Source organism: Streptomyces sp. NBC_00986, from assembly GCF_045162565.1.
Lineage (GTDB): Bacteria > Actinomycetota > Actinomycetes > Streptomycetales > Streptomycetaceae > Streptomyces.
Map to the genome: position 1 here is coordinate 11,550,361 of NZ_CP108733.1, position 13,172 is coordinate 11,563,532.

The 13,172-nt window shown below is 69.3% G+C and carries 10 protein-coding genes and 2 pseudogenes; 2 read left to right on the plus strand and 10 right to left on the minus strand.

The features are described 5' to 3' along the window. Window positions 1-137: 137 nt before the first annotated feature. Window positions 138-800, minus strand: a complete 663-nt coding sequence (locus OG504_RS52120) for a hypothetical protein (protein WP_405996197.1) — start codon at window positions 798-800, stop codon at window positions 138-140. Window positions 801-1,096: 296 nt separating this feature from the next. Here OG504_RS52120 and OG504_RS52125 point away from each other — a divergent pair, with 296 nt between their 5' ends. Then, entirely contained in the window at window positions 1,097-1,516 is a 420-nt protein-coding gene (locus tag OG504_RS52125; RefSeq protein WP_405996198.1) for an SRPBCC family protein, read from the plus strand. A 39-nt stretch (window positions 1,517-1,555) separates the two neighbouring features. On the opposite strand, the gene OG504_RS52130 is transcribed toward OG504_RS52125, so the two are convergent. The 6 genes from OG504_RS52130 to OG504_RS52155 form a co-directional block, all read right to left on the minus strand. Continuing rightward, window positions 1,556-1,738: a hypothetical protein gene (locus OG504_RS52130; protein ID WP_405996199.1), complete on the minus strand. Its 183-nt coding sequence runs from the start codon at window positions 1,736-1,738 to the stop codon at window positions 1,556-1,558. Window positions 1,739-1,887: 149 nt separating this feature from the next. Further along, window positions 1,888-3,372, minus strand: coding sequence for an MFS transporter (locus OG504_RS52135; protein ID WP_405996200.1), 1,485 nt, complete (start codon window positions 3,370-3,372; stop codon window positions 1,888-1,890). 124 nt (window positions 3,373-3,496) lie between these two features. Beyond that, window positions 3,497-4,540 carry a zinc-binding dehydrogenase gene (locus tag OG504_RS52140; protein WP_405996201.1) on the minus strand — a complete coding sequence of 348 codons (1,044 nt, stop codon included), beginning with the start codon at window positions 4,538-4,540 and terminating at the stop codon, window positions 3,497-3,499. A 54-nt stretch (window positions 4,541-4,594) separates the two neighbouring features. Further along, window positions 4,595-5,353 carry an SDR family NAD(P)-dependent oxidoreductase gene (locus OG504_RS52145; RefSeq protein ID WP_405996202.1) on the minus strand — a complete coding sequence of 253 codons (759 nt, stop codon included), beginning with the start codon at window positions 5,351-5,353 and terminating at the stop codon, window positions 4,595-4,597. Window positions 5,354-5,608: 255 nt separating this feature from the next. Next, on the minus strand, window positions 5,609-6,490 hold the full coding sequence (locus OG504_RS52150; RefSeq protein ID WP_405996203.1) for a hypothetical protein: 882 nt from the start codon (window positions 6,488-6,490) through the stop codon (window positions 5,609-5,611). 509 nt (window positions 6,491-6,999) lie between these two features. Next, window positions 7,000-9,759, minus strand: a complete 2,760-nt coding sequence (locus tag OG504_RS52155) for an AAA family ATPase (RefSeq protein WP_405996204.1) — start codon at window positions 9,757-9,759, stop codon at window positions 7,000-7,002. A gap of 400 nt (window positions 9,760-10,159) precedes the next feature. On the opposite strand from OG504_RS52155, the gene OG504_RS52160 reads away from it, so the two are divergent. Then, a complete protein-coding gene (locus OG504_RS52160; protein WP_405996205.1) occupies window positions 10,160-12,430 on the plus strand; it encodes a LuxR C-terminal-related transcriptional regulator in 2,271 nt (756 codons plus the stop codon). Window positions 12,431-12,546: 116 nt separating this feature from the next. Here OG504_RS52160 and OG504_RS52165 read toward each other — a convergent pair. The 3 genes and pseudogenes from OG504_RS52165 to OG504_RS52175 form a co-directional block, all read right to left on the minus strand. Further along, window positions 12,547-12,747: pseudogene (locus tag OG504_RS52165) on the minus strand (flavoprotein); the annotation flags it as partial. Continuing rightward, window positions 12,725-12,865 (minus strand): annotated as a pseudogene (locus tag OG504_RS52170) (IS5/IS1182 family transposase); the annotation flags it as partial. The pseudogenes OG504_RS52170 and OG504_RS52165, both read right to left, overlap by 23 nt. After that, on the minus strand, window positions 12,862-13,101 hold the full coding sequence (locus OG504_RS52175) for a hypothetical protein (RefSeq protein WP_405996206.1): 240 nt from the start codon (window positions 13,099-13,101) through the stop codon (window positions 12,862-12,864). The pseudogene OG504_RS52170 and the gene OG504_RS52175, both read right to left, overlap by 4 nt. Window positions 13,102-13,172 lie beyond the last annotated feature (71 nt).

Sequence of the window (13,172 nt, forward strand, 5' to 3'; positions counted from 1 at the left end):
TGTGTTCCTTGGTCGGAGCACATGTTCAGACGAAGGCCGCTTCCACGTACGGCAGTTACCGGACCGAGTGATCAAGTTCGACCTGCCATTCGACGCCGAACGTTAAAGATCAAGCTAGGGCGTGTTTCAGAAGTGGATCAAGCACCGTGGTCGGTTGGGCGGTGTGTCTCGTCTGTCCAGCCGTGGGTCAGGGCCAGTCGGCCTGACCGGTGTGCCTCGCGCTGTTCGGTGACCCATCGCTCGACCTGGTTCACGGATGTCGCGAGCGGCTGGCCGGTGGTGTCGATCAGGTGGGTGCGCCATCGGGGGTCTTCGGCGGTCCATGTGGTCCAGCGCTGCCAGGCCATCTCCGGCCAGCTCCTGTCGATGATGACGTCAGACCGGAAGCGCGGGTCGCGGGCGTGCCCGCGGTGCCAGGCGGCCCAGCCGCAGAAGGCGTCGGTGGCGGCCTGGTCCCATCGGCCGCCGTCGCGAGCGGCGAGTCGCTCGCGACGGTCCTGGTCGGCGATGTCGATCAGGCAGACTGCGATCCCGTTCAGCGACGGGGCCGAGGGGGCGGCCAGGACCTCGCCCAGCGGGGAGTTCCCGGTCAGCAGCAGGTCCATTCCACGGTCCTGGTACTCCAGCGCGCGGCGCACCCACACCTCGGTCATGCGATTGCGCCAGTGGGGAGGGATCGGAGGGTCCGGGACGCCGACTTCGTCGAAGTCGTGCACCACGACCCCGTCCAGCCGGTCGGCGACGGCGAAGGCGAGGGTGGTCTTGCCCGCACCGCTGGATCCGGTCAGCTTGAGCAGCATCTGCCCAGGGTGACAGCCCGCAAAGGCTTTCTCGACTGGTTTGTGGGGCCCCCACCGGCCCTCGGCTTTCGCCGGATTCCTACAGCCACTCGTTGATGGCGGCGACCGGGTCCTCGCAGCTTGACATCCATAGGGGCATCAAGACCGCCACCTCCTACGAGGCAGCGGTCAGTCTCGCATCATTCCTACTCTGGGCAAGATCAGTTCGAAGACGGACCCTAGTCGCCGAATGACTGCCGGATACGGTCTTCCAGTCGTCGTGACGGCGGTCGTCGGCCTTCCGGAAGGGAGACTCTTTGAGCAGCATCTACCGCACCGCGGATCTCGACGTGTCGGCCGATACGGCTTGGGACTTCATCGAGCGATACACCAGGTCAGAGGTGCATGTCTGCTCCTTGTGCCGGGCCGAACGGCAGGAAGGGGAGTATCGCGTCGTCACGTTGGCCGACGGTCGGGAGATCTGGGAGCGGAACGTGTCGGTCGACCCGGTGCACCGGCGGGCGACGTACACGGTGCCGGGTCTCAACGGGGTTGAGCATCACCAGGCCGAGATGCGGGTCGAGGTGGATCATCGTGAACGGGCTCGTCTAACTTGGGTCACTGATTACCTTCCGCATGAGATCGCCGAACAACGGGCCGCAAGCTACGACGCTCTGTTCGCCGAGCTTGTCGCCGCTGTCAACTCCCACGGTGACGACGCGATGGCGCTGTCCTGACTGGCGGGCAGGGCCGCTGCGGTGCCCGGTGTTCCAGGGTCAGGCGCGCTGCCCGCGGCTGCGCAGAAGGCCGCTGCCCGCGCCGAGGGCGATGACGCCCATGGCGGCGCTGGTGATGAGGCCCTGGGTGCCGTCGATGGCGAAGGGTGCGACCGCCGCGACGGCGAGGTTGAACAGGAACAGGAACCACAGGACGGGGCGGGAGGAGAGGAGCGACTTCATGGGATCTACCTTTCGGGAAGCTTGCTTGTCTGCTTGAGCGCCGGAACGGTCCGGCGACCCTGGAGCCGTGCATCGGTGGTGAGCGGTCGGACGGTCGCCCCAAGGGGGTGGGTGGCGGCGACGGCCGGAGTCGGTGTTCTCGACGACGGCTAGACCTTGGCTTCGGTGACCTCTGCGGCGGCCGTCGGCCCGTCCGCGGCCGGCGGCGGCTCGACGGTGGTGTGCCGACGTGGGATGAAGGAGGCGATGACCAAGGCGATGAGGGCCGAGCCCGCGCCGATGGCCATGACCACCTTGAAGCCGTTCTCGGCGGGCAGCGGGTGGCCGCCGAAGTCGGTGGTCATCTGGGCGAGGATGACGCCGGCGATGGCGCTGGCGAAGGAGGTGCCGATGGACCGCATCAGGGTGTTGAGGCTGTTGGCGGCGGCCGTCTCGGAGGCGGGTACGGCGTCCATGATGAGGGCGGGCATGGCGCCGTAGGCGAAGCCGATGCCGGCGCCGATGGTGCAGGCGATCAGCGTGATGTGCCAGACCTCGGACATCAGCACGAGGCTCAGGCTGTAGCCGGCGGCGACGATGACGGCGCCGCACATCAGGGTGACCTTCGGGCCCTTGGCTTTGGTGACGCGTGCCGACACGGCGGACATCGTCATCATCACCAGGCCCTGCGGGGCCAGGACCAGACCCACGGCCAGCATGGACTTGCCGAGGCCGTAGCCGGTCGCCGCGGGCAGCTGGAGCACCTGCGGCAGCACCAGGGACATCGCGAACATCGAGAAGCCGATCGCCACCGAGGCCAGGTTGGTGACCAGCACCTGGCGGCGGGCAGTGCTCCGCAGGTCCACCAGCGGCTGACCGGTGCGCAGTTCGTAGTAGCCCCAGACCGGCAGTACGACGAGCGTGGTGGCGAACAGGCCGATTGTGGGGATGCTCGTCCAGCCCCAGTCACCGCCCTTGGACACGGCCAGCAGCAGGGAGATCAGGCCGACCGCCATGCCGAAGGCGCCGATCAGGTCGAATCGTCCGCCGGTACGGACCTCCGACTCGGGTACGAGGACCAGGACGAGCGCGAGCGCGACGGCGCCGAGGGCGGCCGAAGTCCAGAACAGTACGTGCCAGTTGAAGTTGTCGGCGATGAACGCGGAGGAGGGCAGGCCGAGGGCGCCGCCGACGCCGAGGGAGGCGCTCATCAGCGCGGTGGCGCCGGCCAGCCGCTCCGCGGGCAGTACGTCGCGCATGATGCTGATGCCGAGCGGGATGACACCGGCGGCCAGCCCCTGCAGAGCCCGTCCGGTGATCATCGGGATCACGGAGTCGCTCAGCGCGCAGACGACCGAGCCGGCGATCAGCAGGACGATGCTGACCAGCAGCAGGCGGCGTTTGCCGTACATGTCACCGAGGCGGCCGATCACCGGGGTGGCGACGGCGGCGGCGAGCAGGGTGGCGGTGATCGCCCAGGCGGTGTTCGACGCCGAGGCGTCGAGGAGCCGTGGCAGCTCGGGGACGATCGGGATGACGAGCGTCTGCATCAGCGAGACGACGATCCCGGCGAAGGCCAGCACGGCCACTACGGTGTTCGACCTCACCGGGGCGGAGCGCCCGACGGCTGAGGGCCGGGCAGGGGCGTCGGACATGGAACGGCCTCCGTGGAAAAGAACAAGGGGAAGAGCGCAGAGGAGGAGAGCAGAGGAGGAGGGCAGCGGGAGAGCAGAGGGAGATGCGACTGCCGGGACCCAGCACGTCTTCTGCCGCTCTGGGCTACTCGTCGAAGACGACGACGACCTTCTCCGCGGCGCCCGGTGTCAGCGTGAGCTCGAAGGCGCGGTCGGCCTCGGCGAACGGGACGCGGTGGCTGATCAGTTTCCCGAAGCGCTCGTGGTGCTCCACGATCTCGGGGGTTACCTCGAAGATCTCCGTGGGATAGCCCTGGGAAGCGATGAGGGTCAGTTCGCTGCGGAGCATGCCGCCGAGGTCGACGTCCGACCCCTTCTTCTGTACGGCGACCATGACCAGCTTGGCGCCCCACTTCGCGGAGTCGACCGCGGCCTGGAAGACGGCGGGAGCACCGGCCGCGTCGATGTAGATGTCGGTGCCTGCGCGCGGCTGGCCGAGGGCGTTGGCGGCCTGGCCGTGCAGTTCGGTCAGACGCGCGGTGACGTCCTCCTCCGCCGAGTTGAGCACCGCGTCCGCGCCCACGGAGAGCGCGGTGTCGAGCCGGGACGGGATGACATCGGCGACGACGACGTGCCCGACCCCGCGCAGCTTCAGCCAGATCGCCGCGCCCAGACCGATCGGCCCGGCGCCGAAGACGACCACCTTGTCCCCAGGGGCCGCCTGGGAGCGGTTGACGGCGTGCCGGGCCACCGCCATCGGCTCGTTGAGGGCAGCGACGTCGAAGGGCACGGTGTCGGGGAAGACCGCGAGGCTCCTGCCGGCGACGGCGTTCTCGATGAGGAGGTACTCGCTCATCCCGCCGAACTTCCCGCCGCAGCCGATGAGCCCCGTCGGGGCGTCCTGCGGATTGACGACCACACGATCGCCCACCTTCAAGTCGGCGACCTCGGTGCCCACTTCGACGATCTCGCCGGCCGGCTCGTGGCCCAACGGCACGGGCACGAGATCCCCGCCCAGATGCGCTCTGGCCGGTATGCCGCCCATGTGGAGGAAGGTGACGTCGGTGCCGCAGATACCGCAGGCGCGGATCTTCAGCAGCACGTCCTTAGGGCCGGGCACCGGACGTTCGACGTCGACTGTTTCGATCTTGCCGACGCCACCGGTCCGCACGGACTTCATCGTGGCCATGAGGAGCTCTCTTTCTGAACCTTGCTGAGTACGGGAGTCGCGGCGGGCGGTTCGTCAGGCGGCGGACCAGCCCTCGTCGACGGGCAGGACGGTGCCGTTGATGTGGGCGGCGGCGTCGGAGGCGAGGAACACGATGGCGGCGGCCTGCTCCTCGACGCTGGCGACGCGGCTGGTACCGCCGAAACGGGGAGCGAGAACGTTGTCACCGTGGACCTCGGACACGGCGGCATTCGGGAAGTCGGTACCGCCGCCCGGGGCGATGGCGTTGGTACGGATACCGACACCGAGGTAGGTCACGGCGAGTGACCTGACCAGGCCGATGACGCCGTGCTTGGAGGCGGTGCAGGCGGCCCCGGCGATGCTGCCGCGCAGTCCGGCCTCGGCCGCGGTGAAGACGATCGAGCCGCGCCCCTCGGCCATCATGTGCGGCAGCACGGCGCGGGTCAGCAGGAACGGTGCCGTCAGGTTGACCTCGACGACGCGGTACCACTCGGCGTCGCCGGTCTCGCTGACGACCGACATCCGGTCCATGATCGCGGCGTTGTGCACGAGGACGTCCACACCGCCGAAGGCTTCGACGGCGGTGTCGACGACCTGGTCCACGACCCGCTGGTCGCTGAGGTCGCCGACGACGGCGAGGGCGGTGCCTCCCACCTCCGCGACCGCTTTGACGGTCTCTTCGGCCCCCGTCCGTCTCAGGTCCGCGACCAGCACGTACGCGCCCTCCCGCGCGAACCGCATGGCCGCGGCCCGGCCGGTGCCGGACCCGGCACCGGTGACGATCACACTGCGCCCTTCAAGACCGGTGCTCATGGCGGGTGCTCCTTCTTGTCCAAGTGGTTCTGGGCTGTTCCGTGTACGGGAGAGATAGTCGGCCCCGTCAGGTTGCGGCGCCGTCGGTGATCTCGGACCCGGCGGCGGACGAAGTGCCCGTCCGCCGCCGGATCCGGGGAGAGCGCCGGTCTCCGTCCCCACGGGGTCGGCGCTCCGGGGACGCCTCCGCTCACAGCGCCCCGGTCTGCCGGTCGGCAACGGCGTTGCCCGCCGTAGTGCGGGCCGGACGCCGAGTCAGCCGAGCTTGATCTGGTCCGTGCCGTGGCCGATGTGCGAGACGACGAGCCCGGCGGCCGACACCTCGGCGTACTCGGCGGTGTGGTACCGGAAGCTCTGTCCGGCGTTCACGCCCTGGTGGGCCTCGACCGTCCACCGGAGCTCGTGGAAGAAGAACCAGTCGTCGAAGTGCCGGTTGACGACCTCGATCGAGCGGACGGAGTACGCCTCGTAGAAGGCTTCGAGGTGGGCCCGCAGGTCGTCCTTGGTGTGCATCTCGGGCAGGGTCCCGGAATGGGAGACGTAGTCGCGCACACCCCCCTGGATCTCGGGGTGGGCCTTCTCGACGATCGTGTCGACGTCGCCCTTGCGATACGCGTCGAGCAGGGTCTCGTGCAGCCCGGCCACCGCGTACCGGCCGGCCAGCACCCCGTCGGCCGGGTCTCCCGGCATGCTGTCCTGCTGGGTCCTGCCCCAGAACAGCTCTCCGGTGATGCCCTCGGAGCCCATCGTCGGGAACAGCACGATGACCGGCCGCTCGCTCTCCTCGCCGGTCGTCTTGAGGCGCCCGCGTCCGCGGCCGCTGACGAAGGTGTACCAGGAGGTGTTGATCTCCGCGACGGGACGGATCGCCACCACGGCGGCGTATCGGTGCATGCCGCGGTAGGACGCGGCGATCTCGTCGAACGTGGTGACGATGCGCTGGGTCGGAAGCTCCTTGCCCTCCTCGACCGATGGGCTGACGGTGTACGCGTAGGGGCCGCTCGGTGCCAGCGTCGCCAGGATGTCGTCGATGATGTCGACGTACTCGGCCCTGACGTGCTTCCAGGCGGTCTCCGAGGACTGCACCTGCAGATCCGACGCCACGAGCAGGTCCTCGACCTTGGCCCTGTCTTTCATGGTCTTCCTTTCTGGGGGCGGGAAGCCCGAAGGTGTGAGAGTGGGGAACCATGTGCGTGGAGAGCCGCGCGTCACCGGAACGGGCAGAGGTTCGCTCCGGTGGGCAACTCCCCTTCGGGGTAGGGAAGTTGACAGCCAGGTCGGGTCCACGGGCTCGTCCGAGCACGGGTCGGCCGACAGGCATGGGGGTTCACAGGATCGGGCGGTCATCGAGTCGATGACGCCGATGGACTTGTCGCCGGCTTCGCCCGGCCGCCGGTCTTCGCGGTCGGGTCGCGGGCGGGAGCGGGGGAGCAGTCGTCGTCAGGAGCGAACTGCTGCGCGGGCCGTCCTGGGCTTCACGGGTGTCCGCTGCGGAGTCGCGCCCTGCGGCGCTGTGCGTGTGGGGGGTCTTACCTCCGTGCTGGTGTGCTGGAAGAGCTGTGAGGCGGATAGGTCGCCTCTGTGAGACATCCTGGTGGACCGGACCTCCTGGTCGGAGGGCACGGCCCCTTCCCGGGGGGAATCCCTCACGAACGCGGAAGGATCGAGGTGAGGCGGCCCTCCATCACGGCCAGAGCCAGATCCAGCCGTGAGCGGCATCCCGTCTTGGCGAACACCTGAGTGAGGTTGTTCTCGACGGTCTTCACACTCACCTGGAGTTCCCTCGCGATCTGCCGGTTGGTCAGACCCCGCCCGACCAGGGCGGCGATGGGCCCTTCGAGGCCGGACAGGGCTGCGGGGCCACTACGGGCGGTGTCGTCGCACGTCGCCGGAGCCAGGCCGGACGCCCCCATCGACTCAGGCATCGCGGTTCGATGGAGGCTGTCGCCGAGACCTCGGGCGATGGCGTGGGCCTCCTGATGCCACGGGCGCGGGTCGTCGGCCAGGAACGCGACGGTCATGCACGCCCGCAGCAGTTCGCTCCGGCCGCCGTGCACCCGCAGAACGTCCACCGCTGCGATCGCGCTGCCGATGTCGCGCTCGGCGAAGGCGCGGGTGATGAGTGCGGCAGCCTTCAGCTCCATACCGCCCAGCCGGGAGTACCACCGTTCCGCCTCGGTACACAGGCGGGGCAGCAGTTCCCGGCGACCGCCCTCCCCCCACTCGGTGAACGCGAGCCGGATGAGCAGCCGGCCGAAGCCCACCGCGCTCCCCCCGCCGATGCGTTCCCCCGGCTCGTCGCAGCGGCTCCAGCCGAGCTTCCGGGCTCGCTCCCACTCCCCGGTCCGGTAGGCCAGTCCCATGGAGGCCCAGGCCCACAGCGCGGGGAAAGGACAGTCGTGCCCCGCCGACTCCAACCACGCGGCGCTTCCCTCGTAGTCGCCCATCGTCGAATGCACCTCTGCGGCGATCAGACGGACCGCGTGGTGGACGGGGGTGCAGGGCGGCCCCGCCAGTTCGAGTGTCCGGGCCCTGGACGGGATACCGGCCCAGTTCCCGTCCCGGTAGTCCCGCATGATCCGGGCGTAGGCCGCCAGCGGGCCGGTGACCGGTTCGCCGTAGGCCGCCGTCCCGAGCACCTGCCCGAAGAGTGCCACCGGGTCGAAGCAGTCGTTATCGGTCACGTCGGTAGGGGCCGTGTCCGTTCCGTCGGGGTGGAGACACGCGAAGGCGGAGAGGACCTGGCTCGCCCGGAGCGGTTCTCGGCCGGTGAACCAGCCGTCGGCGAACTCCAGGGCGCCGCGGGTCTGCGGGTCGTCGGCCAGGGTTTCTCGTACCGGGGCCGGCACCGGTCGCCCGGTGTGGACTGCGGCGAGCGCCGCATACGCCGCGAGTTCTGCCTGCTGAGGACCCCTACCGTCGGCCCGCGCTCCTTCGGCCACGGTCTCGGCGAGGCCCTCGTAGTCGCCAGTCCGCACCAGCAACGGCAACAGGACGGCCAGGATGCGGGAGTACGCGGTGTCACCGGGTTCGCAGTGGCGCAGGGCGGCCCGGTACCGGCGTGCTGCCCGGACAGGAAAGGTCCCGAGCGACAGGACGGCCTCGCGCTCCAGAAGCGGCACGACGGAGGGCGTGGACGGCAGCGCGGAGCCGGCGAGCACGATGTGGTCGGACGTCGCCGTCGGGTCCGGTGCCGCTGTGCCGTCGCCGCGCAGGTGATGTTCGGCAAGGGCGCGGTGCACCTCGGCCGCCTCGTCACGAGCCGGGCCGGGCAGTACGGCGGGGACCAGCGCGGGGCAGGAGACGCGCAGTACCCCGTGGTCGTCGCAGGCGAGGGCCCCGACAGCGACGAGGCGATCCACGGTGTGGCCGCACGCTGCGAGAGCGCGGTCGGTGGCCGCCGCGAAGTCCGGCAGATCATCCATCGCGAAGCGGCCGGACAAGGCAGTGATCGCGAACAATTGCCTGCCGGTGGCGCCGCACTCCGCGACCTGCCGCACCAGGGCATGGTCGTCGGGCAGCGCCGGTCCGGCAGCGGGCTCGCGCAGACACAGGTGGCCCTGGAACCGTACGAGGTGGCCCTTGCGCCGCAGTGCCTCGAAGGTGTCCAGCACGGTGCCCGGGTTTCCGGCCAGTGGTCCCAGGGCGGCGCGCAGCGCGGGTGCCACGGCCTGGTCCAGAGGCTCCCGGGCGGCGACCTTCACCAGGTCGTCGATCTGGTCGTCCGGCAGTGGGCTCAGGTCGATGATCCGATCCGCGAACGTACGGGGCGAGGCCGAGCTCGTCGGCCTGGCGGCCCAGCCGTCCTCCCGGTACGTCGCCACGACCGTGCAGCCGACTCGGTGGGCGGCGGCAACGACGAGCGCGGGGTCGGGGGCGGCATGCAGATCGTCGATCAGTACGGCGCCGGGAGCGTTCTCGGTGAGATGCGCGAAAAGCCCTACCAGTTCGGCGAAGAGAGCGGATCGCGCGCGGGCCGAGCCGTAGCTTTCCGGCAGACAGAGTCGGTTCACCGCGGCCATCGCGTCGGACAGCGAGGAATTCCCCACGTCGGGAAAGGAATCGCTGAACGCTTTCACCACCGCACGGGCACCGAACAGATCCCATCGCGGAATGGCGGCAGAACATTTTATCCGTACGATTCCGGGGCCGCGCCTGCGCCAGGTTCGGTGGACTTCCCGCAGCAGGGTCGTTTTGCCCATGCCGACCTGTCCACGGACGATGAAGAGCAGCGGACGCCCATATGCCTCGTGGACGGCCGACAGCTCGGTATCCCTGCCGGACACGGCCCGACCACCTCTCAGTGCCACCGCTCCCGCCTTCCTCACCCTCGTATCGGCTCTCTTCGCTGGACAGACGCGGCCGGTTAACATCTGGTTGAGCCCTGCCACCCTGCGAGGATCCATGCATACAGCGCACAGCGTCCCGCCCTACGAGCATGTCGCCGTCGATACGCTCCAAGCGATCCGCGCGCCCGGCTCCCCGAGACTTGTCGTGCTGAGCAGTCCCTCCGGTATGGAACTCGGGTCCGTTCTCAATGAATTGTCGGCGCACGACAGGGTGTACGGGACAGAGGCCCTCGGCGCCGCCCCGGAGACAGTACGCATTAGCTTTTCCGATCCTTCACCTAAATTTCAGCTTTCCGACCACCTGCTCGGTTACAGGACCGGAGACGGAAAGCGTGGACGGGTACTCATACTCGAACATCTCCAGCATCTCTCCCCGGACGAACTGTTCTCGTTGGAAGGCTTGATCCGGCAGTCGGACGGGACGAACACGAGATGTGTGGGTACCGTCACGCTTCCCGTGTCCCGGGCGTCCCGGGCCGTGTTCGCCGCGGTGCTCGGCCGACTGCGGCAGGACGGGCTGGTGCACCACGTGAACCTGCGGCCCCTCTCGCTCCGCGCACTCGGCGACATGATCGCTGCCGAGATCGAGGCCAGGGCAGAACCGACGCTGGTCTCCTGGCTGTGGCGCCTCACCCGGGGCTGGCCCGCCGCGGCTCGCGCGGTGCTGCGAACCGCCCGGGAACAGGGAGTCGTCCGGGTGGTCGATCGGCATGCCTATCTCGTTGGTGGCGACACCTGCACGCTCCCCTTCGCCATCGACGAACTGGTACTGCCCGTCCGTGACACGGGCGGGCCGGTCTGGGAGGTCGCCAAAGCGGTGGCCGTCCTCGGCCCGTTGGGCGAGGCTGTGCCAACACTGACGGCCGAGGCCGTCGCCGTCACCGGGCAGGAAGCCCGTGGCCTGCTCGCGCGGCTGGCGGAGGCAGGCGTCCTGCGCTACCGCCGGTCGGATTCCGTCTGGGAGTACCGGCTGCCGCTGGCCGGAGCCGCTGTCGCGGACTCGCTCGGCCCCTACGAGCGGCGGAACCTGGCCCGGATCGCCGTATCCGCACTGTGGCAGGGCACCGCGCACTGCGCCGATCCCTCCTACCTCCCCGAACAACTCGCGGCTGCAGGAAATCTGGTGGACCCGGAGCGGGCGAGAACCGAACTGATGGCCGCCACCAAGCGGTTGGCACATCACAACGGTGACGACGCGTACGACGACCATCGCGGCGCCCGATGGCTGCGGGCGGTCGCCGATCTGACCTCGGACCCGGTGGAGCGACCCCGCCTTCTGCTGGAGCACGCAAAGATCTGCTTGGCGCAGGGCAGACCCGAGGAGGGACTGAACTCCCTGCGGCTCGTGCAACGGACCCACCGCGACCACCTGCGTCCGGACCAACTCCTCGACGTCTGCTTCGCACACCTGGCCGCGCTGTACCGGGCGGGAGAAATCACCACCCTGGAAAAGATCGCGGCTGACGGCTGGCTCCAGCACCCCGGTCCGGAGGGGCCTCTGGAACGAGCCGTCACGCGCGGCTGCGCCCTGCTGCTGCTCGGCCGTTGGCATGAGGTCCGTGACCTGCTGGGGGCGGTCCGGCGGCGCGACATGAGCGGACTGGTCGAGTGGAAGGCCGAATTCCTCACCGCGACGGCGGAGCTGTGGCTGGGCACCACGGAAGGGGCGGAGCGGAGCATCGCCACCCTGCCCGCCCGTCATCGCGCCGGCGAGGCGACAGCCGCCGAGGTGCACTGCCGGGTCGGCGAACTGCTGACGCTGGGCGAGACCCGCCGGGCCGAACAACTGCTCTCCGACACCGGGAGAAACCTGCGCCAGCTGGGCCTGCCCAGCCGGATGCTCATCGCCCTCCACCGGGGGCGTCCTCGGGAAGCCATGGACCTGGCACGCCGGAGCGCCATCACCGGCGTGCACACCTGCGACGCCGTTCAGAGCGAGATGTATCACCACGCGGCGGTCCTGCTCGTGTACGGCGGCAGGTTCACCCGCGCCGGCGAACTCCTCGCGCTGGCCCGCGCCAGGCAGCCGATGCTGCCCCATCTGCTCACCTCCGCCCAGGCCCTGTGCGAACTGGTCTACAGAGAGGTCGAAGGTGCGGAGCACCTGCTGCGTACGGCTGTGCACCGCGCTGAGTCGGACGGCGTGGTGGCGGGAACCGACCTGCTGTGGCTGCGGGTGGCCGACGCCGCGATGCACGCCGGACGACCCGAGACACTGAAGGAATGCCTGGCGAAGGCAACGGGAGTCGCCAACAGGCTGGGCACCGAGCGGTCCGAGATGATCCGGCTCGTCCTGTACGCGGCCGTACACACCGACCACGGCGCAGGTCGGGCCGCGAGGCAACTGGCCCAGCAGCGGCAGCAGCCTCTGGAAGAGAGCGCCGTCCTGTACCAACTCATCCGCTCCGGCATGGGCGATCCGACGATGCTCCGGGACACCTACACCCTGCTCGGCGAACTCGACGCACTGATGCCCCGGTTCTGGCTGCGCCTCCTCATGCGCGCGCACGCAGTGGCCGTACCGGGGCGCCAGGCCACCGCGGAGGAGAACGAACGACTGCTCGCCGTACTCGTCTCCGAGGGACTGACGAACAAGCAGATCGCGAGGATCCTCCGGACCAGCGAGAAGAGCGTCGAGGGCCGGTTGTCGCGACTGTTCTCCCGCACCGGGCACGGCTCACGGGTCGAACTCGCCATGGCGATGCTTGCCGGCCGACTCCACCTGTGAGCCCGTGGCGCGCCTTTTGCGGCGCCTGGTGTTTCCGTGCAGGGCCGCCGCGCCCCGAGGGGCAATCTCTTGCGAGGACAGCGGCCACGCCGTGCAGTGTGATGCGTGGTCACTTGGCCAGTCATGGCAACGAACGTGGGCGTTCGGTCGTAGAACTTCATACCGACGAGACAGACGCCCCGTTCGGGGTGGGAGAGCTCGTTGCACCGTGCGAGTGGACCGTGCCGCAGGAGTGGACGTTGGGGTCGGTCAGTGGGGCGAGCGAGGTCGGGGCGGAAGTCGGTGAGGACGATGATCTCGTCGACCGGGTCGAGACGGCCGACCGAAGTCCTGGGCCCGGCTGCGGCGCTCGGAGCGCCAGGCGGACAGCACCGGCTCGATCAACTCCCAGCGGGCGTCGGACAGGTCACTCGGATACGCACGGCGGTCCGTCATGACCTGTCCACTTGCGGCACCGGGGTGAGGTAGTTGCGGCGGAAATAGCCGACCTGGCCCTCGACCCCGCGCTTCTCGTGGGCGCCGCGCAGGCCCGGCTCGCAGTAGAACGGGGTGAACCCGTAGTACTCGTGGAAGTTGGTCCAGCGCGGGTTCTCCTCCCGCGAGCGGCTGCGGAAGACCACCTTCTTCACGGCCGGGGTGAGGTTGTAGTAGCGGACCTGACCGGACGGCACGCCTCTAATATGCGGGTCTCGATGTCAATCCTTCGGTTGTATTTGAGAAGCTGCCAAGACACCCTTTGACC